General features: G+C 61.0%; 24 protein-coding genes and 1 pseudogene. 8 read left to right on the forward strand and 17 right to left on the reverse strand.

Features of this window, described 5'->3' with window-relative positions; genetic code table 11:
- The first annotated feature begins 323 nt into the window (after positions 1-323).
- From proV to HGO38_RS23050, 3 genes are read left to right on the forward strand one after another with little or no spacing between them, the layout of a single operon-like run.
- Complete coding sequence (gene proV / locus HGO38_RS23040) at positions 324-1,556, forward strand: glycine betaine/L-proline ABC transporter ATP-binding protein ProV (RefSeq protein ID WP_250958171.1); 1,233 nt, start codon at positions 324-326, stop codon at positions 1,554-1,556.
- Between the two features lie 41 nt (positions 1,557-1,597).
- The gene (locus tag HGO38_RS23045) at positions 1,598-2,497 is read left to right on the forward strand and encodes an ABC transporter permease (RefSeq protein ID WP_502941619.1); all 900 of its coding nucleotides are present in this window, start codon (positions 1,598-1,600) and stop codon (positions 2,495-2,497) included.
- Between the two features lie 52 nt (positions 2,498-2,549).
- The gene (locus HGO38_RS23050; RefSeq protein ID WP_250958173.1) at positions 2,550-3,425 is read left to right on the forward strand and encodes a glycine betaine ABC transporter substrate-binding protein; all 876 of its coding nucleotides are present in this window, start codon (positions 2,550-2,552) and stop codon (positions 3,423-3,425) included.
- 281 nt (positions 3,426-3,706) lie between these two features.
- Here HGO38_RS23050 and HGO38_RS23055 read toward each other — a convergent pair whose 3' ends face one another.
- From HGO38_RS23055 to HGO38_RS23100, 10 genes are all read right to left on the reverse strand, one after another.
- Positions 3,707-4,675, reverse strand: a complete 969-nt coding sequence (locus tag HGO38_RS23055) for an aminotransferase class IV (RefSeq protein ID WP_250958174.1) — start codon at positions 4,673-4,675, stop codon at positions 3,707-3,709.
- A gap of 44 nt (positions 4,676-4,719) precedes the next feature.
- A complete protein-coding gene (locus HGO38_RS23060; protein ID WP_250958175.1) occupies positions 4,720-5,604 on the reverse strand; it encodes a DMT family transporter in 885 nt (294 codons plus the stop codon).
- The gene (locus HGO38_RS23065; protein WP_250958176.1) at positions 5,604-6,623 is read right to left on the reverse strand and encodes an ABC transporter ATP-binding protein; all 1,020 of its coding nucleotides are present in this window, start codon (positions 6,621-6,623) and stop codon (positions 5,604-5,606) included. Before HGO38_RS23065 ends, HGO38_RS23060 begins: the two co-directional genes overlap by 1 nt.
- Positions 6,620-7,615: an ABC transporter ATP-binding protein gene (locus HGO38_RS23070; RefSeq protein WP_250958177.1), complete on the reverse strand. Its 996-nt coding sequence runs from the start codon at positions 7,613-7,615 to the stop codon at positions 6,620-6,622. The genes HGO38_RS23065 and HGO38_RS23070 overlap by 4 nt, the downstream gene beginning before the upstream one ends.
- 11 nt (positions 7,616-7,626) lie before the next feature.
- Positions 7,627-8,481 carry an ABC transporter permease gene (locus tag HGO38_RS23075; RefSeq protein WP_250958178.1) on the reverse strand — a complete coding sequence of 285 codons (855 nt, stop codon included), beginning with the start codon at positions 8,479-8,481 and terminating at the stop codon, positions 7,627-7,629.
- A gap of 49 nt (positions 8,482-8,530) precedes the next feature.
- Entirely contained in the window at positions 8,531-9,544 is a 1,014-nt protein-coding gene (locus HGO38_RS23080) for an ABC transporter permease (RefSeq protein WP_250958179.1), read from the reverse strand.
- A 1-nt stretch (position 9,545) separates the two neighbouring features.
- Positions 9,546-11,150 (reverse strand): ABC transporter substrate-binding protein, encoded by a 1,605-nt coding sequence (locus HGO38_RS23085; RefSeq protein ID WP_502941620.1) that lies wholly within the window; start codon positions 11,148-11,150, stop codon positions 9,546-9,548.
- Positions 11,151-11,197: 47 nt separating this feature from the next.
- Positions 11,198-12,484, reverse strand: coding sequence for an aminotransferase class III-fold pyridoxal phosphate-dependent enzyme (locus HGO38_RS23090; protein WP_250958181.1), 1,287 nt, complete (start codon positions 12,482-12,484; stop codon positions 11,198-11,200).
- A 283-nt stretch (positions 12,485-12,767) separates the two neighbouring features.
- Positions 12,768-13,487 (reverse strand): TetR/AcrR family transcriptional regulator, encoded by a 720-nt coding sequence (locus HGO38_RS23095; RefSeq protein WP_250958182.1) that lies wholly within the window; start codon positions 13,485-13,487, stop codon positions 12,768-12,770.
- A gap of 559 nt (positions 13,488-14,046) precedes the next feature.
- On the reverse strand, positions 14,047-14,913 hold the full coding sequence (locus tag HGO38_RS23100; RefSeq protein ID WP_250958212.1) for a LysR family transcriptional regulator: 867 nt from the start codon (positions 14,911-14,913) through the stop codon (positions 14,047-14,049).
- Positions 14,914-14,983: 70 nt separating this feature from the next.
- Between HGO38_RS23100 and HGO38_RS23105 the strand changes: the two are divergent.
- From HGO38_RS23105 to queE, 5 genes and pseudogenes are all read left to right on the forward strand, one after another.
- Positions 14,984-15,960: pseudogene (locus tag HGO38_RS23105) on the forward strand (quinone oxidoreductase family protein).
- A gap of 31 nt (positions 15,961-15,991) precedes the next feature.
- On the forward strand, positions 15,992-16,384 hold the full coding sequence (locus HGO38_RS31160; RefSeq protein ID WP_352230506.1) for a GFA family protein: 393 nt from the start codon (positions 15,992-15,994) through the stop codon (positions 16,382-16,384).
- A 211-nt stretch (positions 16,385-16,595) separates the two neighbouring features.
- Positions 16,596-17,306, forward strand: a complete 711-nt coding sequence (gene queC / locus HGO38_RS23110; RefSeq protein WP_250958183.1) for a 7-cyano-7-deazaguanine synthase QueC — start codon at positions 16,596-16,598, stop codon at positions 17,304-17,306.
- Positions 17,306-17,662: a 6-carboxytetrahydropterin synthase QueD gene (queD, locus tag HGO38_RS23115; protein WP_250958184.1), complete on the forward strand. Its 357-nt coding sequence runs from the start codon at positions 17,306-17,308 to the stop codon at positions 17,660-17,662. The genes queC and queD overlap by 1 nt, the downstream gene beginning before the upstream one ends.
- Positions 17,659-18,393 (forward strand): 7-carboxy-7-deazaguanine synthase QueE, encoded by a 735-nt coding sequence (gene queE, locus HGO38_RS23120; protein ID WP_250958185.1) that lies wholly within the window; start codon positions 17,659-17,661, stop codon positions 18,391-18,393. Before queD ends, queE begins: the two co-directional genes overlap by 4 nt.
- 55 nt (positions 18,394-18,448) lie before the next feature.
- Here queE and HGO38_RS23125 read toward each other — a convergent pair whose 3' ends face one another.
- The 7 genes from HGO38_RS23125 to HGO38_RS31165 all read right to left on the reverse strand — a co-directional run bounded on the left by HGO38_RS23125 (position 18,449) and on the right by HGO38_RS31165 (position 26,457).
- Entirely contained in the window at positions 18,449-19,984 is a 1,536-nt protein-coding gene (locus HGO38_RS23125) for a L,D-transpeptidase family protein (RefSeq protein ID WP_250958186.1), read from the reverse strand.
- Between the two features lies 1 nt (position 19,985).
- The gene (locus HGO38_RS23130; RefSeq protein ID WP_250958187.1) at positions 19,986-20,990 is read right to left on the reverse strand and encodes an ABC transporter ATP-binding protein; all 1,005 of its coding nucleotides are present in this window, start codon (positions 20,988-20,990) and stop codon (positions 19,986-19,988) included.
- Positions 20,983-21,963 (reverse strand): ABC transporter ATP-binding protein, encoded by a 981-nt coding sequence (locus HGO38_RS23135; RefSeq protein ID WP_250958188.1) that lies wholly within the window; start codon positions 21,961-21,963, stop codon positions 20,983-20,985. The genes HGO38_RS23130 and HGO38_RS23135 overlap by 8 nt, the downstream gene beginning before the upstream one ends.
- Positions 21,960-22,793, reverse strand: a complete 834-nt coding sequence (locus tag HGO38_RS23140; protein WP_250958189.1) for an ABC transporter permease — start codon at positions 22,791-22,793, stop codon at positions 21,960-21,962. The genes HGO38_RS23135 and HGO38_RS23140 overlap by 4 nt, the downstream gene beginning before the upstream one ends.
- A complete protein-coding gene (locus HGO38_RS23145) occupies positions 22,790-23,722 on the reverse strand; it encodes an ABC transporter permease (RefSeq protein WP_250958190.1) in 933 nt (310 codons plus the stop codon). Before HGO38_RS23145 ends, HGO38_RS23140 begins: the two co-directional genes overlap by 4 nt.
- 92 nt (positions 23,723-23,814) lie before the next feature.
- A complete protein-coding gene (locus tag HGO38_RS23150; RefSeq protein ID WP_250958191.1) occupies positions 23,815-25,440 on the reverse strand; it encodes an ABC transporter substrate-binding protein in 1,626 nt (541 codons plus the stop codon).
- Positions 25,441-25,539: 99 nt separating this feature from the next.
- The gene (locus tag HGO38_RS31165) at positions 25,540-26,457 is read right to left on the reverse strand and encodes a serine hydrolase (RefSeq protein ID WP_250958192.1); all 918 of its coding nucleotides are present in this window, start codon (positions 26,455-26,457) and stop codon (positions 25,540-25,542) included.
- Positions 26,458-26,539: the final 82 nt, after the last annotated feature.

A 26,539-nucleotide genomic window follows, 5' to 3' on the forward strand; every position in this document is an offset into this window, starting at 1 on the left:
CCCATCTCCGGGTGTCTGTTGCAGACGGGCCGGCTATCACCACTAGATTTAGATTTTTTTATAGACAAGTGAGGTTTCTTCCCATATTTAGCGGCCTCAACTCGCTCGCGAGACGATCTGCACAACGCGGATCCCTTGTCTCTGGCATCCGATATGCGATGCCAACAGAGACTGACATCAGCACGTGAACTGCGGCGCTCGCGCCGTGCGACAGAAACCGGAATAATGATTCCTCGGACCAAGCCATCAGTGCTTTTCCGGCGTGGACCTATTTCGCCAGAAAAGGAGCGTTCTCCCGCTACCGAGCGGGGGCTTGATAGAAAATGGCCTTATTTACTGAAACAGCCGTGTCGGCCGAGCCGAACCCGCCCAAGATCAGTCTGAAATCCGTCTACAAAGTGTTCGGCGAACGGCCGGAAAAGGCGCTGGAACTCTTCCGTTCCGGCAAAACCAAAGCCGAGGTGCACGCACAGAGCGGCAATTCCATCGGCGTGTCCGATGCGACCTTTAACATCTATCCCGGCGAGATCTTCGTCATCATGGGCCTTTCGGGCTCCGGTAAATCCACCCTGCTGCGCCTGCTCAACCGGCTGATCGAACCGACATCGGGATCGATCGAGATCGATGGCCAGGATATTACCGGCATGTCCCGCAGCGAGCTGATCGCGCTTCGCCGTCGCGACATCAGCATGGTCTTCCAGTCCTTTGCCCTGCTGCCCAACCGCACGGTTCTCAACAATGCCGCCTTCGGCCTCGAAGTGGCTGGCATGGCAGAGGCAGAGCGCAAGAAGCGGGCACTGGTGGCGCTTGAGGCGGTCGGTCTTGCCGGCTATGCCGAAAGCCGCCCGGACCAGCTCTCCGGCGGCATGAAGCAGCGCGTCGGCCTTGCCCGGGCGCTGGCCAGCGAGCCGACCATCCTGTTGATGGACGAGGCCTTTTCGGCGCTGGACCCGCTCATTCGCACCGAGATGCAGGACGAACTCGTTCGCCTGCAGTCGGAACACAGCCGCACCATCGTTTTTGTCAGCCACGATCTCGATGAGGCCATGCGCATCGGCGACCGGATCTGCATCATGCAGGACGGGGAGGTGATCCAGGTCGGAACACCGGACGAGATCGTCATGCAGCCGGCCAACGATTACGTGCGGTCCTTCTTCCGCAATGTCGATGTCAGCCAGGTCTTCAAGGCCGGCGACGTGGCGCGCCGGACGCAGGTGACCATCATCGAACGGCAGGGCGTCAGCGTCGCCGCAGCGCTTGAGCGGATGAAGAATTTCGACCGGGAGCACGCCATCATCCTCGGTCGCGACAAGACCTACCATGGCATGGTCAGCCAGGCCTCCCTTATCGGCAGGATCCGTGCCAAGGACCCGGATCCCTACCGCAATGCCTTCCTGCCGGATGTGGAGCCCATCCCCGCCGACGAACCGCTGTCGAACGTGCTCGGCCGCGTCGCATCGAGCCCATGGCCGGTGCCGGTCGTCGACCAGCGCAACCGCTATGTCGGCTCGATCAGCAAGTCCGCCCTGCTCGAAACGCTCGATCGCGCCAGCTGATCACCCAAGCTGATCACACAGCTGATCTCTTCTGAGAGAGGATCCCCATGACCTTCGAAATCGCTGACGTCGTCGATACCGCCGTCAATTACATTCTCGACAATTTCGAGCCGGCCCTTGACATGATCGCGGCCAGCATCGGCTTCGTCACCGGCGGCATTTTGGCCGCGCTGGCGGCCATTCCCATGCCCGTGGGGATCGCCATTTTCGTGGCGCTGTCCCTGTGGCGTGTCGGCATCGGCTTTGCCGCCTTTACCGGCCTGTCCCTCTGGCTAGTCCAGCACATGGGGCTTTGGCCTGCCACGATGGAGACGCTGTCGCTGGTGATCGCCTCCACCATTTTGGCCATGCTCGTCGGTCTGCCGCTTGGCATCGCCATGGCCCGCAAGGACACGGTGGCTGCCGGGGTGCGCCCGGTGCTGGACCTCATGCAGACCATGCCGGCCTTCGTCTATCTCATTCCGGCAGCCATGTTCTTCGGCCTCGGGGCCGTGCCGGGGACGATCGCCACGGTGATTTTCGCCATGCCGCCCGTGGTGCGCCTGACCAATCTCGGCATCCGTCAGGTGCATGCCGAGTTCATCGAAGCCGGCCACGCCTTCGGCTGCACCTCGACGCAGCTGCTGTTCAAGGTGCAATTGCCCAATGCCCTGCCGTCGATCATGGCCGGCATCAACCAGACAATCATGCTGTCGCTGTCGATGGTGGTCATCGCCTCGATGATCGGCGCGGGCGGTCTCGGCAATACGGTGCTGACCGGTATCCAGCGGCTCGATGTCGGAACCGGCTTCGAGGGCGGCCTTGCCGTCGTCATCCTGGCCGTCATTCTCGACCGCATCACCCAGAGCCTCGGGAAGGAAAATGCCGGCTTGCGCCGACTCCTTTCCTGGAAACCAGCGGAAACAAAGGCAACCGCATCGAGTGCCACGGTGTCCGCCTGAACCATGGCGGGGCGTTCCCCGCCGAATGCGAACCTTTGAAAAAGGAGCAACCATGTTGAAAAAACTCGTGTCTCTCGGCACAACCCTCGGTCTTGCGGCAATCCTCGTCAGCGGGACGGCCTCGGCCGGCTTTGCGCAGGAAAAGAAGCCCGTCAAGATCGGTTGGTCGGCCTGGTCCGACGCGGAATTCGTCACCAAGCTGGCAGCCAAGCTGATCAAGGACGAACTCGGGCAGGAGGTCGAGCTCGTTCAGACCGACGTCGCGCCTCTCTATCAGGGCGTCAGCCGCGGTGACCTCGACTTCATGATGATGGCCTGGCTGCCGCAGACCCATGCCGACTATTACAGCCGCGTCGAGGACAAGGTCGAGACGCTCGGCACGGTCTATGACGGTGCCAAGCTCGGCTGGGTTGTTCCCGCCTATATTCCGGAAAGCGAAATCGCGTCCATCGAGGACCTGAAGAAGCCCGACGTGATGGAGAAGCTGAAGAGCACAGTGCAGGGCATCGATCCCGGCGCGGGCCTTACCCGCCTGTCGCAGGAGGCATTGAAGACCTATGAACTGGACTACAAGCTGCAGATCTCCAGCGAAGCCGGCATGCTGACTACCGTCGAGCGGGCCTATCGCTCCGAGGACTGGTTCGTCGCCACCTCCTGGAGCCCGCACTGGATGTTCGGCAAGTACAAGCTGCGCTACATCGACGATCCGAAGAAGGCGCTCGGTGAAGCCGAGCATGTCGACATTCTCGCGCGCAAGGGCTTCAAGCAGGAGAACCCGGATGTTGCAGCCTTCATGTCGCGCATGAAACTGCCGCTCGCCGATCTGGAAGCGGCGATGTTTACCGCGCAGGAAACCTCCTACGAGGACGCCGTCGCCAAATACATCTCCGACCATCCTGACCAGATCAAGACCTGGGCCGGGAAATAACTTTGCCAAAGCTGCATCCGGCCTTGTGGTCGGGTGCAACTGGCGGGCAGAGGACCGGAACTGCGTCGCCATAATCCTGTCCGCAGGACAGCGATCCGCTATCATGTCTTTGAGACGCCTGGGCGGCGGCGCTGCGCTAAATCTCCTGCAACAGAGCCCTTAACCGGAGGGCCGAGACAACGACCTCGATCAGCAGGTTCTTGCCCAGTTCCGCAACGCCAATCGTGGCACGGGTCGGTAGGTTCGCCACCTAACATGTGATCGCAAAAGAGTATTCGATTTCAGCTATCGGGATAAGGGACAGCGAAGCTGTAGGCGGGATCGTCGTGCAACGACCAGTATTCCTCCCAGATCCTGCGGGTCATCGGACCGACTTGGCCACCGCCGACAGGCTGATCATCCAAGCGGGTGATGGGCATGATGCCGCCCGCCGTCGTGCAGAAAAACAGTTCATCGCAGCGATAGGCGAGGTCGACCGGGACATGTTCCAGTCGAACTTCGATGCCTTGCTTGCGCGCGATCTCGAAGACGGTCTTGCGCGTCACGCCCTCAAGGACGCCTCGTTCCGGGGTGTAGAGAACCCCGTCCTTGATGAGGACGACGTTGAAACCGGAGCCCTCCGTGATGTTGCCATCGCCGTCGGGCAGGATCGGATAGATGGCATCCCGGTCCTGCGCTTCAAACAAGCCCCGAACGAAATCGCCCCATTGCAGGTTCTTGACCGTCGGATCGATTGCCCCTGGTGGTACGCGTCGCACCGTTCGGGTGATGATGGCGCTGCCGCCGACGCGTTGAAGTTCCGGAGACATCACCCAGACATAGGGCATCACAAGCATATAAAGCGAGTTGACGATATCCTCGGGTTTGTGGCCGCGGACGAATTTCAGGCCGCGGGTCACGATCATCTCGACATAGGCATCACGGATACCGCTCCGTGCGACCATTTCAATCAATGTGGCGCGCATGTCCTCGCGTGAGATCGGCAGTTTGAGCCGCATCTTCTCGCAACTCGCCTCCAGCCGATCCATATGATCGTCGAGACGGAAGAACCGGCCGTTCCACACGGCGGGAACGTCGTAGGTCAGGTCCGAGTGGAGAAAACCCTGGTCGAGCAGCGGTATGCGCGCCTGCGCCAGCGGCACGAACGCCCCTTCGATCCAGGCGATGCCCTGCGCGAAGGGATTGGCGCTGGACGTCAGCTCTGCCGCGCGTTCGGCATAGGGGGCAAAAACGGCTTCCATGAATGACATCGGTGGCTCCTTGAGACAGAGGCATGGTTGGAAAGGGAGGCAGGTCAGGTTTCCGACGGAACCGGGCCGCGGCGGACAGATGGCTGAGCCTTAAGCGTGATCAGGACGCCGGAAAGCGCGATCGCTGAGCCGACGATGGTGTGCCAGCCGAGATGGCCGCCGACAAACAGGACATCCAGCAGCATGGTCATGATCGGCATCGCCAGCGTCAATGGCACGAGCATGCTGGCGTCGTAACGCTGCAGCAGGCCGAAATAGGTCGTATGGGCCATCACCGTGACGATGAGGACGGAAAACAGCGTGGCGGCAATAAAGGCATAACCGCCGTTGAGCGAGGTCGTGACCTGCCCGCTTTCCCAGATCCAGGAGGCAAGCGCCAGCGGTGCCCATGAAACCAACCCGACCCAGGCCTGCAGCCTCAGCGGTGTAATCGTCGGCAGGCGCTTGAGAAAGATGCCGCCGATGGCAAGCGCGCTGGTCGATATGACGATCGCCACCAGGCCGATCGAAGCGGTCATTTCCGCGGGGTTCCATATCACGCTGATCACGCCGGCCAGAGCCAGGGCGATCCCAAGGATCCGCAGGCTGGATATGCGTTCGCCCAGGAAGACCACCGACAGCAGTGCCGTCAGAGGGATGCCGAGTTGCAGAACGATTGCGGCGCTTGAGGGTGAGGCAGCACTGAGCCCCAGAAACAGGAAGCCGAAATGACCTGCACCCACCAGCAGGCCGACCAAAACTACCTGGCTGATGCGCTTTGGGATCGGTCGAAGCAGTGGCGCGAGCACGGCAGCAACGCCCAGAAACCGGATGGCGGCGTAGTAGAATGGCGGGATGGCATAGGTACTCAGCATGATCTTGCCGATGATCACGTTGAGGGACCAGATCAGGCAGACGCCCATCAGAAGGAGGAAATCGCGGTAGCGCATTAATGAATTCCCGCAGACTGAAGCGTCTCATCTTCAGGATAGTGACAGGCGAAAAAATGCCCGGCCTTGCTTTGACGTAACGCAGGCTCAAGGCGTGCGCAGGCTTCCGTCGCCTTCCAGCATCGGGTTCGAAAACGGCAGCCGCTGGGCGGATCCATGGGACTTGGAACGTCGCCCTGCAGGACGATCCGGCTGCGCCCCTTCTCCACGTCCGGATCAGGGACGGGAACAGCCGACAGCAGCGCCTGGGTATAGGGGTGCTGGGGCCGCGTGTAGAGATCTTCAGACGTCGCGATCTCGACAATACCGCCCAGATACATCACCGCCACACGGTGCGAGATATGTTTGACCACCGCGAGATCGTGAGCGATGAACAGATAGGAAATCCCAAACCGCTGCTGCAGTCCTTGAAGCAGGTTCAGAACGCCGGCCTGAACCGAGACGTCGAGCGCCGATACCGGTTCGTCGAGCACGATCAGTTTTGGCTGCGGTGCCAGCGCGCGGGCAATGCCGATGCGCTGGCGTTGCCCGCCGGAGAGCTCGTGCGGGAAACGCTCGGCGATCTCCAGCGACAATTGCACAAGATCGAGCAGCTCATCGACCCGTCGGCGCATGTCCGACCCGGACATGTTTTTCAGTCGTAATGGCTCCTCAAGAATGCGCCGAACCGTCATGCGCGGATGGAGGGACGCCATGGGATCCTGGAAGACGATCTGAATGTCCTGGCGAATGGCACGCAGTTCCCGGGGAGAGGCCATTGCGATGTCCCGTCCGGAAATGCGCACTTCGCCGGACGAGGGCTTAAGCAGACGCATGATGCAGCGGCCAAGCGTGGACTTGCCGCAGCCGGACTCTCCGACCAGTCCGAGCGTCTCGCCCGGAGCGACCTTGAACGAGACGCCGTTTACGGCACGCACATGTCCTGTCGGCTTGTTGAAGATCAGTCCGCGTCCGACGGCAAATTCCTTGACCAGCCCATGGACCTCCAGGAGCGGTGTGATGGCGTCCGGTTCGGTCATGCGGCATTCTCCGCCAGGGATTGCGAGACGTGACAGGCGCTTTCGACGACACCTGCCGGAAGAAGGGGCGGCACTTCAGTGGCGCAAATGCCAGCTGCAAACCGACATCGTGGGCGAAACGCACACCCTGGCGGGCGATTGCGCAGCGATGGCGGCATGCCTTCAATGGCAACCAGCGGTCCGCCGCTACCGTTCAGCTTTGGCAGCGAGCCGAGAAGGCCGCGGGTATAGGGATGGCGAGAATGGCGAAACACGTCGCGCACTGCGCCGCGCTCGACAATGCGGCCGGAATACATGACCGCGATCTGGTCCGCAGCGCCCGCAACAACCCCGAGATCATGGGTAATCAGGACCATGCCTATGTTCAGGTCTTCCCGCAATTTGTGCAGAAGATCCATGATCTGGGCCTGAACCGTCACGTCGAGGGCGGTCGTCGGCTCATCGGCAATCAGAAGATCCGGCCGGTTGGCGATCGCCATCGCGATCATCGCGCGCTGGCGCATGCCGCCTGAAAATTCATGAGGATACTGGTGAACCCGTCGATCGGGCTGCGCGATCGAGACCTCCGAGAGGAGTTCAATGGCCCGGTTCAAGGCCGCTTTCTTGGAGAGATCGCGGTCGTGGAGCCGGATGGCTTCGACGATCTGCTGTCCGATTGTCAGAACCGGATTGAAGGCCGTCAACGGATCCTGGAAGATCATGCCGATGCGCGAGCCACGCAGCCGCGTCATATCACGCGCGGGCATGCCGATCAGTTCCTTGCCCTTGAAACGCACACTTCCGGTCGTGCGGGATGAAGACGGCAGAAGCTGCATCAGGGCCATCATGGTCACGCTTTTGCCCGAACCTGATTCTCCGACAATGCCGAGCACCTCTCCAGCGTTCAGCGTCAGGTCGACACCGCAGATCGCGTCGGCCGCGTCCTTCCCGGCGCCAAAGCTGACGCGCAGGTCCCGAACTTCCAGAAGCGGCGGCTGGCCTGACATTTCCATCGGAAACTCCTTCACTTTGACCGCGGATCAAGCAGATCGCGCAGACCGTCGCCGAGAAAACTGAAGCCGAGGACCAGACTGAGAATAGCGATCCCAGGTCCAAGCGCGATCCACCAATTGTAGAAGCGGGATGCGCCTTCCGAGATCATGGACCCCCATTCCGGCGATGGTGGAGTTGCCCCCAGACCGATGAAGCTCAGCGAGGCAGCCAGCAGCACGACCTGTCCGAAATCCATGGTGGCGTTGATCAGGATCGGGGTCCAACAGAGCGGCAAGATATGAACCCTCAGAATACGAAGGTGTCCGGCGCCGCCGGCAATCGCCGCCTCGACATGTTCACGCTCCTTCACTTCCAGCACCTGTGCCCTCATCAGGCGGGCGTAAACCGGCCACCAGACGATCACCATGGCGAGCGCCGCATTGACGATGCCGGGCCCGAGCGTGGCGGCAACCGTCATGGCAAGCAGAATGGGCGGAAAGGAAACGGTCACATCGACGAGCCGCATGATGGCGCCGTCGACGACCCCGCCGACATATCCGGCAATCGCGCCAAGGACAGCGCCGATGGCGACGCCGGCGGCAACGACGAGCAGGGCGATCGGCACGGAATAGACGGCACCGTAAAGGGTGCGGGAGAGAACGTCGCGGCCGAGGGCGTCCGTCCCGAGCCAGTTTTTGAGGTTTGGGGCCAGTAGCCGGCGACCGGCCATCTGCATGGGGTCCGGCAGGCCCCAGTGCGACACCGTCAGCGCCGTTATAATCCAGAAAAGAATGACCACACCGCCGATCTTGGCCGGCAGCGACAGCTTGGCGATCCACGTCAGAGAGGATGACAGACGCCGTTTGCTGACAGACGAAACGATCATTGTTTTCCGCTCCGCTCCAAGTGTTGGCGACAATTCCATTCGGGCGGCCTTACTGAAGTTTGACGCGAGGGTTGGCGAAGGCATAGGCGATGTCGGTCAGCAGATTGGCCAGCAGGAACGCGGCCGAGCCGACCAGCGTCACACCGATAATTCCTGGAAAATCCAGAGATCTGGCCGAGCTGACCGCGTAAGAGCCAATCCCGGGCCAGGAAAAGACCGTTTCGGTGAGGACGGCGCCGGTGATGAGATAGGCAAAGGAAAAGCCGATGATTGTCAGCGTTGGGATCAAAGCATTGCGCAGGGCATGATTGATCATGACGCGCGTCTCACCTGCACCCTTTGCCCGCGCCGTGCGGATATAATCCTGTCCCATGACTTCCAGCATGCTCGAGCGCACCAGCCGGACGATGATGCCGACCACCGACCAGGCAAGGATCAGCGACGGCAACACGAGGTGGTGAAGGCTTTCAAGAAAGAGGGGAATGTCACCTGCAAGAAGGGAATCGATGGTGTAGAAGCCGGTGATCCCGGCAGGTGCGGCTGTTCGCGCATCCAGTCGACCCGGTCCGGGGAAGAGGTCGAGTTTAACGGAAAACAGAAAGAGCAGGAGCAGGCCTGACCAGAAGACGGGTAACGATGAGCCGACCAGCGAGAACATGCGCGAGATATAGTCGGCGGGACCATCGCGATAACGGGCCGCCACGACCCCGATGGCGATGCCGGACAGCGTGGCGATCAACATTGCCGCGCTGACGAGTTCGAACGTCGCTGGCAACCGCTCGGCAATATCGTCGCTGACGGAGCGGCGCGTGGAGAAAGACACGCCGAGGTCCCCTTGCACGAGGTTGCCGATATAGATCGCGTACCGTTCGAACAGCGACTTATCCAACCCCCACTTCTCCTTCGCCGCCGCCACGATCTCCGGGTTGTTCATCTGCCGCTCGGGAACGATGGCTGAGAGCGGGTCACCCTTGGTCATCTGCGACAGGAAGAAGGCAACGGTCGCAACACCGAGCAAGAGCAGGGGTGTTGCGAGGAGGCGACGCAGGATGAAGCGAAGCATGTCATTTCTTCCGGCTGATTTCGGCAAGCGGCAGGTTGCAGCAGGCGCTATAGCGAACCCCTTCGATATCGCTGCGATAAGCGAGAACGAGATTGGGGCTGACCATCGGAATGATGATGTTGTCCTTCATCATTTCCAGACCAAGGTCATGGAAGATTGCATCCTGCTCGGCGGACGGCGCAGCCAGCGCCTTCGAGAGCAGTTCGGCTTCCTTCGGATTGATGACCGATGGATCCTTGGCAGCCCCCGCACGCTTGGACCAAGACGTCCCCGGCATCATGGCAAAGTAGTTGGCGTACTGGCCAGAGCCATAATAGTCGGGCGCATAGTAGACAGCCGTGAGCGGAATGCCGTCGCCATTGATCTGGTCGCGCCAGACCGGATAGGTCGAGGGCTTGAGCGAGACCTTGATGCCGACTTCGGCAAGATCCTGCTGGACCTTCTGCATCATTAGGTTGATATCGACGCCGTAGATATTGTCGTTGGGGTAGACCGCCTCGATCTCGAAGCCATCCGGGACGCCGGCCTTGGCCAGCAGCGCCTTGGCCTTGTCGAGATCGCGCTTGCGTTCCGGCAGTCCGGTCGTGCCGGGAAAGCCGTTCGGGATCGGAGAGGATTGCTTGGCACCCTGGCCGCCAACGGTAAACTCGATGACACCGTCGTAGTCGATGGTCGATGCAATGGCCTCGCGGATATCCGGGGTCATCGGTATCGGCGCCGATTTGGCGCCAGCGCCGATGGCAATGTAGAGGAAGTTATAGGACGGGATCACGTCGGTTTTGATGTCGTCGGACGCCAGCGATCCGGCGGTGTCAAAATCCACCTGCATGGCGATATCGGCGTCTCCGGACTGAAGCAACTGTGCTTGGGAGACGGCATCCTGCGACTGGCGGAAGACCACTTCGGAAAAGGCCGGCTTGCTGCCCCAATAGGCATCGTTTCGGACCAGCCGCAGCTCGTCATCCGGCCGATAGGCGGTCAGCTTGAACGGCCCGCTGCCGGCTGAATTCGCCAGGAACCAGTTTTCGGCCTTGTCCGACGTCGCAGCGTCCGCATCCGCTGTCGCGCCGTTGGCGGCGGCCACATCCTTGTTGACGATGCCGGTGAATCCTGCCGTCAGCTTGTTGAGAAACTCGCCATTCGACGCTTCGAGCGTAATGACGATCGTCGCGGCATCCGGGGCTTCAACCGACGTGACGCCATCCATGAAAAACGAAGGACTGCCCTTGATGCTCTTCAGGCGGTCCAGGCTCCATTTGACGTCCTGGGCCTCGACAGGTGAGCCATCCGAAAAGACCGCCTTGGTATCAAGATGGAAAGTGAAAACGGTCTGGTCTGCATTGATTTCCCAGCTTTTGGCAAGCCGCGGCTCGACCGACTTGTTGTCTTTGCCGAGTGTGACCAGCGTGTCGTAAACCGATGTCAGATAGATCTGGCAGGTGTCGCAGAAGGCGCGTGCCGGATCGAGCGCGTTGACGTCCATCGAACGGGCGATGACCAGCGTATCCTGGTCGGCTGCGAATGCCGGGCCTGCAACCGAAGAGGCGAGTGCCAGAATGTAGGCAAGCCTGCGAGCAGACGTAAGCTTGTGCGTGAAGGCAGTCATTGTCATATCATTCCCCACTGTTATCGTTGATTGGCGACGATCTTGCGTTAGGCGGCGGCACTTGCGTTCAGCCGCGCGGCGACGAACGGATTGGATTGCGGCTCGATCGATGAATACGACCGCTTGAGTTCCTCGAAGGCCGCATTGGTCACGTCGAGGGTCTTCTCGATGTCGTCTTCGGTCAGCGCCGAGGTGATGAACATGTTGTGGTAAGGGTGCAGATAGACGCCGCGCCGGACAGCGGCGGCCGTCCAGAAATAGCCGTAGCGCATGTCCGGATCGTCATCGAAAAGGATCAGGGGCATCTGCGAGGGGCCGGTCTGGCGGATGCCGATTCCATGGTGCAGCGCCTGTTCTGCGATACCGGTCCGCAGCCTGTCGGCAATGGCGACCATGCGCTCGAGATAATCCGTTTCACGGATCAATCGAAGGGTTTCCACGCCGGCTGCCATCGGGACGGCAGAAAACCAGAAGGAGCCGGTGACGAAGATCGTCTGCGCAGCCGCGCGGATCTTTTCAGCGCCCAGCAAGGCAGAGAGCGGATATCCGTTGGCCAGAACCTTGCCCCAGGAACTCAGATCCGGCTTGACGCCGAACTGTGCCCAGCTGCAATCGCGCGACAGGCGGAACCCGGTGCGGATTTCATCGACGACCAGCAACGCGCCGACCTCGTCGCAGATTTGGCGAACGCCCTTGGCGTAAACGTCCAGCGGCTTGGTCTGGTCGTGGAAGACCTCGTGACGGAACGGTGTGGCAAACACCGCCGCGACATCGCCGTCGGCGCTTTTGACCGCATCACGAAGGCTGTCGAGATCGTTATAGGCAAAATAGACGATGTGCGCACGGTCCTCGGGAAGAATCCCTTTCTGGACCGGTGTGTTCCACGGGGAGGCGCCGTGATAGGTTCCCTTGGCGACCAGGATCTTGCGGCGACCGGTATGGGCACGGGATATCACCATGGCCATTGACGTGGCATCCGAGCCGTTCTTGCAGAACATCGCCCAGTCCGCATGCTCGATCATGCCGACGAAATCTTCGGCCAACCTCACCATGAATTCCGACGGACCCGTCATCGTGTCCCCGAGGTCCGCCTGAGCGCGGGCTGCGGCCTCGACCTGCGGATGCTTGTAGCCGAGAAGGTTGGGACCGAAGGCGCACATGTAATCGACATAGGCGTTGCCATCGGCGTCCCAGAGCCGGGCGCCCTCGGCTTTTGAGAAAAACTGCGGAAAATCCGGCGGCAGAAGGGCCACGGATTCATGTCCGTACATTCCGCCCGGGATGACCTTGCGCGCCCGCTCCCGAAGTTCGCTGTTTTTCGAATTTGTTCGCATTTTTATAGCCCGGAAATTGAGATAATCGGTCAGCCGCCTCGATAACGGCCCTTTGTCAGAAAAGTTATTGATAAAAATTTCGATTATCAATCTGAATCTGAGGAGTCGGCAGACATTATTTTGCGCTGCACAAATCATGGGCGCCATGGTTAAAATATGCACGGGATTCCCGGCCTGAAGGCCATGCAACGTGCAAGCAGGCAAAGGGAGAGGTTCGTCGCATCCTTCCGAGGGGGCGGCGGATCTGAAAATGGTGATAGAAATTTCGAATAGGGGATTGTGTTCAGGACACAGTGGCGCGTTTTTGCAGGTGTTCCGGCAGATAACAGCGCAGATAGGTCAAGCTCGCCATGACCGCCTCTTCGACATATTCGTCGGTAATACGGCCGTGCATGGCGTATGAGAGCGCCCAGATGCCGTCGATCAGGGCCAGCGAAATCGCGATCCGCTTCTCCAGGTCCGGCATGGCCGGCAGGTCGAAGACCTCCCGCAGATACTCGGCGCGTCGCGCGGCAATGGCGGCATTGCCCGAGACATCGACATTGCGGATTTCGACGCTGACACCCGCGCCCATGAACAGACGCAATGCTGCGGGCTCACTATTGAGAAAGGCGGCGCTTCGACGCAGGCGATAGATGAACACATCTTGCCAGCGGTCCGGAGGGTGCGATCCTTCCGTCATGGCAAGCTGGAAGATCTGGCCATGGTATCGGCTGGCCAGGGCTTCGAGCGCTGCATTGCGATTGGGGAAAAAATGATAGACCGACGCCAGCGGCACGCCCGCGCTCTCTGCGATTTGCGCCAGACTGATATCTTCGTTCGGTCTTTGGCCGAGAACGGCCGCTGCCGCATCCAGCAGGAGTTCGAAGCGCTCAACGCCACGCTTACGCCGCGACGGGCGCGGCTGGTTTGGCGAGGTGGCTTCGGCTTTATCGGTCATCCCTACCAAATAGCCGATCTTCTGCGTGAAGGTAAACAGGATGGCGATTGTAAACACTGTCATCTGGCAGCCAGATCGAGCCCTTCGGCTTCTGAGTTGATTTTGGATTCCCCTCGGGGCAATGAGCCAAGGGCCGAAGCTGATGGCTAAAAATGGCAACAGAATCGTGAAATTCGTCTATCGAGGCCGGCAGGCGCCCAAGGCGATTTCGCGGCGTGCCGCCAGCCACAACGAGGCATTGGCAACGTACCCTTTGGGTTCCGAGTGCGGCGGCGCCTTCAGGAATGCTGAGACCGGCGCACCGGCTTCGATGAAGCCGTGGCATGGACCGCGGCGCCGACGGGACAGAGCCATTTGTCCCGTCTTCGCGCTCTGTCTTTTCTGGTGCGGCCCTCTTGCTACAAGGTCGTCTTGATCAGGAAGCGGCCGGCTATAACTATCCTCTCAAACAGCCCGTCAAACCTGGCTGTCGATGGTTACGGCTTGTTCAGCTTTTGACGTCAGCCGTTCTGCATGACGACAGCCTTGGTCTGCAAAGACTCCTCCTCCTCCAGCTGTCGATCGGCCTTCCCTTCACCGCAATCAAAGTCTTTCAGAGCATTGTGTGCTCCGGATCACAGATTTAGCGACCGAACGCTGTGCTTAGCGCCTCGACAACCACTCGGATTGCCGGGACATCCTTCACATCGGAATGGACGACCAGCCATATTTCTCGTTCGAGCAGCCGTTCCTCCCCGACACGCCGTAGTCCGATGGTTAATGAAACGGCGAAATCCGGCAGCATGACCACGCCTCCACCGGCCTGTGCTGCCGCGATCTGGAACTCCAGGATGGACGACTTGATGGCAAGCGGGCGGGTCAATGCGATTTCAAGAAGGCGAAGCTGCTGCGGTGAGGCGTTCATCGCCTCGTCATAACCGATGAACACCCACTCGGCGGAGGGCACCCGCTCGATGTAATCGGCAGACGCGTAGAGAGCGAAGGCAATGACGCCCAACCTGCTGATCTGATAATCTCCTTCTTCCGGCCGGGAGAGCCGTATGGCGATGTCGGCCTCGCGCCTGTCGAGGGAGGCAAAGCGCTTTTCACCAACAAGGGTGATTTGGATACCTGGAAATTTTTCTCTGAGTGCGACCACAGGTTCGGCCAGCAAGGCGGCCGATAGTGCTGGTGGAGCACTGATCTTCACGTGGCCCCGTGCTTCCGTCGAACTGCTACGGCCAAGCTGTTCGATAGCCGAAATCTGGCTCGCCATGGGCGCTGCGAGGCTTGCAACTTGCTCCCCATCCGCGGTCAGGATGATGCGACGGCCGCGACGATCGATGAGCTTGCGGCCGAGCTTTGCTTCGAGCGAGGCGACACGCCGGCTGATGGTGGCATGTTCGACTCCAAGCTGTTTGGCAGCGCCGAGCAGTGTGCCTGATCGCGAGAGCGCCAAAAAGTGTCTCAGATCGTCCCAGTCAAGTTGTGTGAATTGCTTCCCAATCATTGGGCGACAATAGGGAATTTTCAGCGTCCATGCCATGGGGCAATATCAGGCGATATCAGGAGAGAACACGATGATCGACCAGGTCGTATTGCTTACCGCCCCCGGTGACGTTGCCCAATTCCAGATCGATCGGCAGACGGTGGTTGCGCCCAAAGCTGGGGAGATCACCATTCGCCATGAGATGATTGGTACCAACTTCGTGGATATCTACCACCGAAGAGGATTGTATCCGCTACCGTCCTATCCGGCCATGATCGGAGTGGAGGCTGCAGGCATTGTCGAACTTGTCGGTGAGGGTGTCGAGGGCTTCAGGGTTGGCGACCGCGTGGCCCATGCAGGACCACCTGTCGGTTCATATTGTTCGCTTCGAACTCTGCCTGCAAACCGCGTCATTCACCTTCCTGATGCCGTTTCCACACGAACAGCTGCAGCTTCACTCCTCAAGGGAATGACTGCGTTCATGCTCCTGCAAAAGTCCTACCGGGTTTCGGCTGGAGACATCGTGCTTGTTCAGGCAGCAGCCGGCGGGCTTGGAAGTGTTCTTGTTCGTAGCGCCAAGGCCTTAGGGGCGACTGTCATCGGCACTGTCAGTTCCGCCGAAAAAGCCGAGCTTGCGAAATCCTACGGTGCGGATCACGTCATCATTGGCAGGGGAGCGGACGTCGTCAGCGCAGTCAGACAACTGACCGATGGCCAAGGGGTGCATGTCGCTACGATGGCATCGGTGGTGATATGCTTCTAAAGAGCATTCGCGCGGTTCGACCCTTCGGCCTGGCAATCACGATCGGCCAGGCAGGCGGTCCGATCCCACCCGTTGCCGTGGAGGAGCTTCGGCCAGGCAAGTCGCTCTCGCATCCCAGCATCATGGCCTGGAGCGCCGATGTGGACAGATACCGGGAGGCAGCATACGCTGCGGTCAAATGGATGGAAGCTGGGATCTGCTCGCACATTGCCGGGGAATACAAACTCGCTGATGTTGCCGCGGCCCATGAAGAGATGGAGTCCGGCCGATCTGCGGGGAGCATCCTGCTCGTACCGTCGCGGTAGCGGCGAGGGCCAGAAAAGGGAGTGCTATCGCATGCTGGACGATACGATACTTCGCGGACGCTGCCTGTGTGGTGCGTGTACCTTCGAACTCATCGGGAACCAGAATTGGATCGGCCATTGCCACTGCGACAGCTGCCGCCGGGCGACAGCTTCGCCGATCACCACATGGATAGGCCAGGAAAACGGCAGGTGGCGTTTTACCGGAGTTGAGCCGTCCAGGTTCGAAAGCAGCCCCGGAAACACGAGAGGGTTCTGCCCGACATGTGGATCGCCGTTTTACTATCAGTCGGGCCGGTTTCCAGACGAGACCCATTTCTATGCGGCTCTTCTCGAAAATCCCGAGGAGGTCAGGCCCGATCGGCAGTTCCATGCCGATGAAATGCTCTCCTGGATGAAATTGGCTCAACATTTGCCGTCGCAATAGCCAGAGCAGCTGTCAATGCCTTGCGGTCAACGATGGCAGAAAGCATGCCGCCGAAGCAGTCAACATTGGCAAATGCATGTCGACAGTTGGCCTTGGTTGAAGAGCTGCAAACTGACGCGCCACGTCATGTCTTCACAACGGGGCATCTTTGTCTTACAAGCACCCGTAATCCGGTCGCAGCCCACCCGGTCAAAACAAGGGATCCTACATCGTGAACACCATCGTCATCTGCTCCGGCGGATTGGACTCTGTTTCGCTCGCCCATAAGGTGGCAGCGCAACATCAACTCGTCGGCCTTCTTTCCTTCGATTACGGACAGCGGCATCGAAAGGAACTGGACTTCGCCGCCGCCTGCGCCAGGCGGCTGGGCGTCGCCCATCGGATCATCGACATCAGCAATATCGGCGCCCATCTCACCGGCTCGGCCTTAACCGACGATATCGCCATTCCGGACGGGCACTATGCCGAGGAGACGATGAGAGTGACCGTTGTCCCGAACCGCAACGCGATCATGCTGGCCATCGCCTTCGGACTTGCGGCGGCGCAGAAAGCCGACGCCGTCGGGGTCGCCGTGCATGGCGGCGATCATTTCATCTACCCCGACTGTCGCCCCGGCTTCATAGACGCATTTGGAGCGATGCAGGATCAGGCTCTCGACGGCTATGCCAGCGTTTCGCTCTACGCGCCCTATGTTCATATATCGAAGGCCGATATTGTGACCGACGGCGTGAACAACGGTACGCCATTTGCCGAGACCTGGTCGTGCTACAAGGGTGGCGCGCGCCATTGCGGCCGCTGCGGAACCTGCGTCGAACGGCGGGAGGCGTTTCATCTTGCCGGGGTCGCCGACCCGACCGACTACGAGGACCCGGACTTCTGGGTGGCGGTCACCGCTCGCTTCTCCGTCAAGGAGGGGAAGTAGTGTTCCGCATCACCAAGGAATTTCACTTCTCCGCCTCGCATCAACTGACGCGTTTGCCGGCCGAACACCAATGCGCGCGCCTGCACGGCCACAACTACATCGTCGAGGTGGAGCTTTCGGCAGTTGCCCTCAACGGCGACGGTTTCGTTCGCGACTACCATGAGCTTGCACCGCTCAAGCGCTACATCGATGACAACTTCGATCACCGACACTTGAACGAAGTTCTCGGCCATGACCAGGTCACGGCGGAATGTCTGGCACAGCATTTCTACGACTGGTGCAAGGCGAGACTACCGGAAACATCAGCCGTGCGCGTCAGCGAAACGCCGAAGACCTGGGCGGAATACAGGCCATGACCGCCGGCGAGACGCAGATACGCATCAGCGAGATCTTCGGACCGACGATCCAGGGGGAGGGCGTGCTGATGGGTCTTCCGACTGTCTTCGTCCGGACCGGTGGCTGCGATTATCGATGTTCGTGGTGCGACACGCTGCATGCGGTTGCGAGCGAATATCGCGATCACTGGCTGCCGATGTCGATCGACGCGATCTGGCGGGAGGTGACAAGGCTTTCCGGTTCAAGACCGCTTACGGTCTCGCTCTCCGGCGGCAATCCGGCAATCCAGTCGCTCGGCGGGCTCATTGAGCGCGGGCATCGCGACGGTTATCGCTTTGCCCTGGAGACCCAGGGCAGCCTTGCCAAGGACTGGTTTGCCGATCTTGACGTCCTGGTGTTGAGCCCGAAGCCGCCGTCGAGCGGGATGCAAACGGACTGGGATGCCTTTGATGCCTGTCTGCGTCTGGCGGGAAATGGTCCGCGGATCACGTTGAAAATCGTTGTCTTCGATGACGATGATTACGCCTATGCCCGCACCGCCGCGGCCCGCTACACAGACCTTCCGGTTTACCTGCAGCCCGGCAATCACACACCGCCGCCACCCGATTGCGACACGGCGAAGGTGGATGTCGAGGGCATCATGGACCGGATGCTCTGGCTCATCGACAGGGTTACGGCCGACGGCTGGTTCGAGGTCCATGTGCTGCCGCAGCTGCATGTTTTGCTCTGGGGCAACAGACGCGGAGTCTGAGGCTGCGCGCGGCTCGCCAGCGTCAGGTGAGCAATGCCTTTTCGCATCCCTGCGATCAGGATGCCAGACGGTCGCTGGGTCGGCAAAGGAAGCAGAGTTCGGTTCCAGGTTCCGCAGTCAGGCCGGCAAAGATGACCGCGCCGTCATAGGGCGCGCGGATGGGTTCTCCGCTTGCCCGACGGCCGATCACTTCGCCAGTGCTCACCGGTTCGCCGGCGGCGAACTGGCGAAGCAGCCTGTCGTCTGCCGAATCCGCCATCACCGCCTCGCAGACCTCCCAGACGCCCGGCGGCACGTTCGGCAGGATCGGGTCGGCCACGACCAGGCCGAGATGAGAAAGGCCATTGAGGATCGTGCGATAGCCAACTGACGCGGCCTGCGGATCGGTGTGGGTGCCGCACTCCACGGTCACGGCATAGCCGCCGGCAAAGCGCATGTATTCCGCCGTGCCCACCGCGTGGGCCGGCGGGATCGGCGCAAAGCCGCGCTCCACGCGATTAAGCGATGCCTGTGCATGCGCCTCCATCCAGCCGTGCACAACGATCGGCAGGCCGAGGGCCTTGACCAGGCTTTCCTCCTCCGCCGCGTTGCGGAAAGGTTCCGGGACATCGCCGTTGTCGCGTGGACCGATCAGCGCGAACGGTTGGCCGGGCGAACTGAAGGAGTGCAGGTCGATCAGCACGTCATGATCCCGCAGCAGCGGGCAGAGCACATTGGCGATACGATCCTCATTGTCCATCGGCACCGGCTTTTCACTCAGGTCGCGGTTGAGGTTGCGGTCGCCTTCGCGGCGGTTCCAGCGATAGGCCAGCGCATTGACAACAGGAATGAAGGTCACGCTGCCGCAGGCCAGCTGCAGCCGACCGGAACGGAATTCGGCAATGGCGCGGGAAATGGCATGGGGGCCACAGCTTTCGTTGCCATGCACGGAGCCGGTGACGATCAGCCGTGGTCCCGGTCGCAGCGCATGGAACGATACGCATTCGATCCCCTCCGGTTCGACGCGCTCCGCCGCCCTCCCTTCGGCAGCTGCGGGAGCGATGTCGATGACCATGCCCGGCTTCAGCCGGCTGGCGAATTCGAGCAGTTGCTCATGGGCGATCGCGATGCAGCCCTGCGTTCCGCTGAAGTCGGGCCGGGCGGCGTGCATGAAGATGGCGCTGCCGCCGGCTGCGCGCGGCGTCGAGTCGTTCCATCCCACCGGAATGAAGAGGTCAAACAGGCGCTCGCCTCGCCGCGACGGCAGGTCAGGCGACATATCCAGAACGAACTGGTTGTAGAACGGGCTTTCCGGATCCTCCACCCAGGAATAGTTCGCGGGCTTCTCCACAAAAGGGAAGGCGAAGGAGCGCGGTGCATCTCCCAACGCTTGCGGATCATAGAAGCCGTAGCGCAGCGGGAAGGTGCCGATCGGCGTCGCCCCGTCGCCCTCGCGCTTCAGTCGCGGATCGCGCAGACCGGAACGGCCGACCGCACAGGGAATGGTCCAGTTACCGATGCTGAGCGTGCCGCGATGCGGCATGTCAGGATGTTGTCCGGCGCGCACTTTGATAATCGGCTGCACGAGGAGGGAAGTGGAAGCGTCGTTCATGTCAGAGACCTTGCAGGAGATGGCATCGTGCGGCATGCGTTGCCGACAAAGTGGAAAAATCCGGGATGGAACCCTCGCGGCAGGCCGGCATTGCCCGGTCGCAGCGCGGGTTGAAAGCGCAACCCGGCGGCTGATCCAGCGCCGAAGGTGTTTCGCCGCGCAGCCGGATGGTACCTGCCGCCGGGTTCATCGGATCGGGGATCGCCGATATCAGTGACTGGGTATAGGGATGGGCCGGGGCGGTGAAGATCTCGTTCCAATGCCCCTGCTCGACGATGCGCCCGAGATACATCACGGCAATCCGGTCGCACATGTGCTCCACAACACCGAGATCGTGGGAAATCATCAGCAGCGCAACGCCCAGTTCGTTCTTCAGCTCCAGCAGCAGATTGATGATCTGCGCCCGGATCGAGACGTCGAGCGCGGAAACCGGCTCGTCGCAGACAACCAGCTTCGGTTCCACGATCAGCGCCCGGGCAATGCAGATACGCTGGCGCTGGCCGCCTGAGAATTCGTGCGGATAGCGCCGCACCGCATCGGGCCGCAGGCCCACCTTGCGCATCATCTCCTCGACGCGATGGTGGCGCTCGGCGGGGTCCGCCATGCCGTGCAGCTTCAGCGGTCCGCCAAGGCTTTGACCGACGGTATGCCGGGGATTGAGCGATGCAAACGGATCCTGGAAAACCATCTGGGCGACGCGGGCGCGTTCCAGCCGGCCGGCGCGGCCGGCAGCGACGACCTCCCGTCCGTCCAGAATGATGCGCCCGCCGCTCGTCGGCACAAGGCCGAGGATCGACTGCGCCAATGTCGACTTTCCACAGCCGGACTCTCCGACGAGGCCGAGGCATTCCCCTGCCTTCAGGTTGAGGGTGACGCCGTCGACCGCCTTGAGAAAGCCACGCCGGAAGCTGTAGCCCTGCCGCACGGGATAATGGACCCGAAGATCCTCGATCCGCAGGATGTCGGGGCGCTCGACTTCGGCAATTTTGATCATGCTCTCAGCCATTCAGGTAACACCTTTTTTTGCCACCCGAGGCCAGCAGCGTCGTGCCGGGCGCTGTCGTGCTGCAGCGGTCCATCGCCTGCGCGCAGCGCGGGGCAAACCGGCAGCCCTTGCCATAATCGAGGATCTGCGGCACCACGCCTGGTATGTCGGCGAGCTTTGCCTGGCCAACGACAAGACGCCGTCCGAGCCGCGGCAAAGAGGCGACCAGCCCTTGCGTGTAGGGATGCTGCGGGCTTGAAAAAATCCTGTCTGCCGGCTGCTCTTCGACCAGATGGCCGGCATACATCACCGCCACGCGATTGCAGACGCGCGCGACCAGTCCCAGATCGTGGGAGATCATCAACACCGCCGTGCCGCGGGCGCGGCACAAATCCAGGATCAGTTCGACGATTTCCGCCTGTATCGTCACGTCGAGCGCTGTCGTCGCCTCGTCCGCGATCAGCAGATCGGGATCACAAGCGAGCGCAATAGCAATCATGACACGCTGACGCATGCCGCCGGACAACTGGTGGGGATAGTCATCGACGCGCCGGCTTGCGGCCGGCACCTGTACCTGCTCCAGCGCTTCGATTGCCTGCCTGCGCGCCGCGCGCCGGCTCATGCCGCGATGCAGCACGAACATTTCGCCGATCTGGTCGCCGATCGTCATCAGCGGGTTCAGCGCCGTCATAGGCTCCTGGAAGATCATCGCGATGCGGCTGCCGCGCAGCATCCGCATGCTGCGGTTGGGCAGACGGGCGATATCTCCGCCATCGAATAGGATGCGCCCGCCCGAGACCCGCAGCGGCCCGTCCAGCAGGCCGGCGACCGACAGCGCGCAAAGGCTTTTGCCGCAACCGGATTCGCCGACGAGGCCGACCACTTCGCCGCGGCCGATCTGCAGGTTGACCCCGTCGATGGCGGGATACTCCTCGCCGTTGGCGTGCAACGCGATCTGCAGATCCTCAAGGTGAAGGATAGGATCCTCGTTCATGTCCGGCGCGCCTTTCCCTGTGGATCGATCAGATCGCGCAGACCATCGCCGAGCAGGTTAAAGCCCAGGACAGTCAGGAACAGCGCCACGCCCGGGAAGATCGCGACCCATGGCGCGGTCATCAGCTGCTCGCGGGCATGCGACAGCATTGAGCCCCAGCTCGGTGCCGGCGGGACAACGCCCAGTCCCAGAAAGGAGAGGGACGCCTCCGCCATGATGGCCGAACCGATACCCATGGTGGCGATCACGATCAGCGGACCTGCAATGTTGGGCAGGAGCTCCCGAAACATGATATGAAAACGGCCATAGCCCATCGTCTGGGCGGCCTGAACATAGCTGCGCGATTTCTGCGACAGAGCCTGCGCACGGCTGATGCGACAGCTATAGGCCCAGTCTGTCATGCCAAGCGCGATCAGCAGGCTGGGGATTCCCGGGCCGAGGACCGCCATCAGCGCCAATGCGAACACGACAGTCGGAATGGCCAGCATCAGGTTCGTCAATCCCTGGACGAATTCGTCCCACCACCCGCCGAAATAGCCGGCCGAAAGGCCAAGCGTGACGCCGACGCAGGTATTCATCAGTTGCACGATCAACCCGATCGCCAGCGAAATGCGGGCGCCATAGACGACGCGGCTGAAAATGTCGCGCCCCTGTTCATCGGTTCCCATCAGGAAGGAAAGACCTGGAGGCTCCTCCGCATAAAGCAGATTGGCGTCGAGAATGGGGTCGTGGGTGGCAATCAGCGGTGCGAAAAGCGCCACCAGGACCATGAAAACAAGGGTCGTTCCCCCCACGAGCAGGTTCGGGCGCAGCAGATGGACAAGTTTCATCGGTAGCGGATCCTCGGGTCGATCAGCACGTAAGCGATGTCGACCAGCGTGTTGATGAACAGGAAGAACAGCACGATGACGAGGATACAGCCCTGCACCGCGGGAATGTCCCGAAGGGAGACCGACTGGATCAGCAGGGAGCCAACGCCGGGCCAGGCAAACAGGCTTTCGATCACCACCGATCCGCCCAGCATCGACCCGAACTGCAGCCCGATCGTTGTCAACACCAGCACGAAGGCGTTGCGTGCAAGATGACGGGTGACGATGCGGGTCTCGCTCATGCCTTTTGAGCGCGCCGTTCGAATGAAGTCGGCACTGCGCACCTCAAGCACTGCCGCCCGCGTCGTTCTTGCCAGAAGCGCCATCGGCCCGATACCGAGCGTCAGCGCCGGCAGGATCAGATGCCGCAATCCGCCCTGCCCGTAACCGAAGGTCGGCAGCCAGCCGAGCTGCAGCGAAAAGAAATACATCATCAGCAGGCCGAACCAGAAGGCGGGTACCGAGAGGCCGGACACCGCCGCCATCATCGCCAGCATGTCGATCCATCCGCCGGGTCGGGCCGCGGCGAGGAAACCGAGCGGCAGACCGATGACGACGGCAAAGACAATCGCCGCGCAAGCCAGTTTGAAGGAAGCGACAATACGTCCCGACAGCATGTCCACAATGGGTCTGCGGGTGGAGAAGGAGCTACCGAGATCGCCACGCACCAGGTCAACCACATAGCGGCCGAACCGTTCGGGCAAGGGGTCGTTCAGATGCAGCTGTTCCTCGATCCTGGCCATCACAGCCGGATCGATATCGCGTTTCTCTCCAGCCAAGGACGCGATGAAGCTACCGGGAATGACGCTGAACAGCAGGAAGACCAGCGTCACCACGACGGCAACAGTTAGAAGCGCCTGCATCAGCCGCCGCGCAATCACCATCAGCATGAATTATTCCTCTTTCCCGGCTTGAGAGCGCCGCACAAAGAGACGTGCGGCGCTTGAATCGGGCAGGTTTGCGTCAGTGTGGACGGGACGGCTCAGTTGCGGCCCGGAGCGTTTTCATCGAGCCAGATCTGGTCGACCTCAACGATCGCCGCCTCGGTCACATTGGCATCGACGCCGTGCACCCAGGGCTGCGTTGCCACAACCGCCTTGTTGTAGTTGTGGAACCAGACGGGTGCCTGCTCGAAGATATAGCCATCCGCCTGTTTCGCCAACTCGATGCGGCGCTGCGGATCGGCCTCGGTCGATGCAGCGTCGATCATGGCGTCGAACTTTGGATCGGCAAAACCGCTACGGTTGCAGCCGGAACGCGAAACGCGGCTGTCGAAACAACGCAACGCACCGACCGCATCGGGACCGGTACCGCTGGAGCGGAACCATACCATCGCCTCGCCGGCATTGATGGCGTCAAGCAGGACTCCCGATTCCACGACCCTCGGCTTCGCCGTGATCCCAACCGCCGACAGGAAGGGCGTCATCGCCTGCAGGACGCCAAGGCTGCTTTCTCCGTCAGTGACCATGGCCTCAAACTCGAAACCGTCCCCAAGACCTGCGTCCTTCAGCAATTGCTTGGCCTTTTCCGGATCATAGGCATAAGGCTTGCGGTCCTTGTCGAAGGCGACCGAGGTCATCGGCAGCCAGCCGGTGGCCTTGAAGGCCTTGTCCTTCAGGAGCTTGCGAATGATGATGTCGCGATCCACCGCATAGTTGATTGCCTGACGCACGCGCACATCGTTGAAGGGCGGCTTCTGCACGTTGAAACCCATGTGGCGCGTGAAGAGTTCGGCGACTTCGATCAGTCCTTTCGACAGTTCCGGATCAGCCTTGTAGGCTGCATAGGCGCTGCCGGAAAGCACGGTCGCATCCAGTTCACCGGCACGGAAGGCCACATCGAGCGTGCTGTATTCGTCCGTGATCGTGAACTCCACCCGATCCGCATAGGGTTTCCCGGGCTTGTAATATTTGTCGAACTTCTCTCCGACGACGCGTGAGCCTTCGACATGTTCGACAAACCGGAACGGTCCCAAACCGATGGGATGTGAGAGGAATTCCGGCTTGTCCGCCTCCTCCTTGGGCAGGATGGCCGTGACGGATTCGAACAGCATCGTTCCGGGGTCACGGAAGCCCTTGAAGGTGATCTGCACGGTGAAATCGTCAATCTTCTTCAGACCGGAGATCGATGTCGCCTTGCCGGCCGCATAGTCCTCCGCGCCTTCGATCTCGGAAATGATCGGCGCTCCCGGATAACCCTTGGTCGGATCCATGATGCGCGTATACGACCAGATCACGTCATCGGCCGTCATCAGGCGACCATTGTGGAAATAGGCGTTGTCATGCAGCTTGTAGGTGTAGGTCTTGCCGTCCGGCGACATTTCGACCGAGGTTGCGAGATCAAGCGCTGGCTGGTTGGTCGCCGAGTCCCAGGTGTAAAGCTCGCGATGGAAAGCCTTGGAAACCGCCATGTCCTGCGATTCATAGGTCATGTGCGGATCGAGAGACTTCAGTGCGGAACTGTAGGGTGCCGGGAGGTGCAGCGTACCGCCGGGAATGGGATCCTGGGCCAGAACCGGTGAAAACTGGGCAAGGACGCTGATTGCCGTGGCCGCGAGAAGAAAACGTGCCGAGCGCAGATGGCGGGTGGATATAACTTTTGATATCATGACATTGTCCCTCTGTTGGATTTCTTTTCTTCAGTTTTTTCCGAGCATTCTAAGCGATGCTCTTGTTACTGCGCGGGCGACCGCGCAGAAAATCTATCGTCAGGTCGGGCGGTTGCCCCCTTCGCCCAGGGCCTCGTGGATCAGTCGCCCGACTTGCGGGAAGAACGTCGTGTCGGCCGCCGACCAGCGGCTATCCGTCATCACGCAGGCGATGAAGCTTCGGTCGCAAGCCGTCTCGGCATAGACGAGGTCGTGACGTGTCCAGCTCGTGTGTCCCGCCTTAGACCATAGACGTGTGGAGGCCGGCATGGCCTCGCCCAGAAATCCTAGCACCTGGTCCCCCTCGACGGGATGGCCGGTGTCGGCAAGAGCGCGTCGCTGAGCGGTCCGGTCCATCAATTCCATCATCCAGCCGGAGGACGGCACGGTGCCATGGACGATGTCGCGCATCAGAGCGGCGCAGGCACGCGCCGTGAGCCGGTTTGCCTGCGAGCGGGCCCTTGCCTGGTAGGCGCGGCCATAGGGGCTGTCCTCGTAGGTCGCATGCAGGACGTTGATGTCGTGAAAATCGGTTATCCCCAGGCTCGAAAGCCAGTCCTGCACCGCATGGCGGTCGCGCAACCAATCGACAAGGTCGGCCTCGTCGAGGCAGGCCCCGTCGAAGGCGCCCGTCAGGCGCCCCATCAGATAGGCGGTGGCCTCGTTGGAGGACAGTTCGATCATGGCGCGGGCGGCCCGGCGGTCTTCCTCGTCGGGCCTGAACCGCTCTATCGCTTCGAAGGCTGCGAAGGCGTAGAGACAGAACAGCTTCACGATACTGGCCGGATAGACCGGGATGTCATCCCGGTAGCCGAAACGACCGGCCGGCACCGGCGCGTCTGCAATACGCCCACGCAGCGGTCGATCATAAGCGATGAGTGCGAGGCTGATGGCTTCAGGGCCGAGCGCACCGCCGCTTCGCTCTGCGGCGAGTTCGAGAATGCGGTTGCGAAGTGCGTCGAAGCCTGTGGCGTTCACGTTCAATCCCGAGATAACAGAGCAAGTGTCCGGAAACGGCACCAACCGATCCGGTCACGTTTCGATGTCACGATCTTCATGG

Origin of the sequence: Rhizobium sp. CG5 (assembly GCF_023701945.1) — a bacterium.
In the GTDB taxonomy this organism is placed as follows: Bacteria; Pseudomonadota; Alphaproteobacteria; order Rhizobiales; family Rhizobiaceae; genus Allorhizobium.

Bases quoted from the DNA above. Each gene is read 5' to 3' on its own strand.
- HGO38_RS23070 (WP_250958177.1), bottom strand. From the start codon at position 7,615: ATGGAAATGTCAGGCCAGCCGCCGCTTCTGGAAGTTCGGGACCTGCGC.
- HGO38_RS23130 (WP_250958187.1), bottom strand. From the start codon at position 20,990: ATGGCTGAGAGCATGATCAAAATTGCCGAAGTCGAGCGCCCCGACATC.
- HGO38_RS23100 (WP_250958212.1), bottom strand. From the start codon at position 14,913: ATGATTGGGAAGCAATTCACACAACTTGACTGGGACGATCTGAGACAC.
- HGO38_RS23085 (WP_502941620.1), bottom strand. From the start codon at position 11,150: ATGACTGCCTTCACGCACAAGCTTACGTCTGCTCGCAGGCTTGCCTAC.
- HGO38_RS23150 (WP_250958191.1), bottom strand. From the start codon at position 25,440: ATGATATCAAAAGTTATATCCACCCGCCATCTGCGCTCGGCACGTTTT.
- HGO38_RS23060 (WP_250958175.1), bottom strand. From the start codon at position 5,604: ATGCGCTACCGCGATTTCCTCCTTCTGATGGGCGTCTGCCTGATCTGG.
- proV (WP_250958171.1), top strand. From the start codon at position 324: ATGGCCTTATTTACTGAAACAGCCGTGTCGGCCGAGCCGAACCCGCCC.
- HGO38_RS23135 (WP_250958188.1), bottom strand. From the start codon at position 21,963: ATGAACGAGGATCCTATCCTTCACCTTGAGGATCTGCAGATCGCGTTG.
- HGO38_RS23090 (WP_250958181.1), bottom strand. From the start codon at position 12,484: ATGCGAACAAATTCGAAAAACAGCGAACTTCGGGAGCGGGCGCGCAAG.
- HGO38_RS23065 (WP_250958176.1), bottom strand. From the start codon at position 6,623: ATGACCGAACCGGACGCCATCACACCGCTCCTGGAGGTCCATGGGCTG.
- queE (WP_250958185.1), top strand. From the start codon at position 17,659: ATGACCGCCGGCGAGACGCAGATACGCATCAGCGAGATCTTCGGACCG.
- HGO38_RS23140 (WP_250958189.1), bottom strand. From the start codon at position 22,793: ATGAAACTTGTCCATCTGCTGCGCCCGAACCTGCTCGTGGGGGGAACG.
- HGO38_RS23080 (WP_250958179.1), bottom strand. From the start codon at position 9,544: ATGCTTCGCTTCATCCTGCGTCGCCTCCTCGCAACACCCCTGCTCTTG.
- HGO38_RS23145 (WP_250958190.1), bottom strand. From the start codon at position 23,722: ATGCTGATGGTGATTGCGCGGCGGCTGATGCAGGCGCTTCTAACTGTT.
- HGO38_RS31160 (WP_352230506.1), top strand. From the start codon at position 15,992: ATGCTGGACGATACGATACTTCGCGGACGCTGCCTGTGTGGTGCGTGT.
- HGO38_RS23050 (WP_250958173.1), top strand. From the start codon at position 2,550: ATGTTGAAAAAACTCGTGTCTCTCGGCACAACCCTCGGTCTTGCGGCA.
- HGO38_RS23075 (WP_250958178.1), bottom strand. From the start codon at position 8,481: ATGATCGTTTCGTCTGTCAGCAAACGGCGTCTGTCATCCTCTCTGACG.
- HGO38_RS23055 (WP_250958174.1), bottom strand. From the start codon at position 4,675: ATGTCATTCATGGAAGCCGTTTTTGCCCCCTATGCCGAACGCGCGGCA.
- HGO38_RS23095 (WP_250958182.1), bottom strand. From the start codon at position 13,487: ATGACAGTGTTTACAATCGCCATCCTGTTTACCTTCACGCAGAAGATC.
- HGO38_RS23125 (WP_250958186.1), bottom strand. From the start codon at position 19,984: ATGAACGACGCTTCCACTTCCCTCCTCGTGCAGCCGATTATCAAAGTG.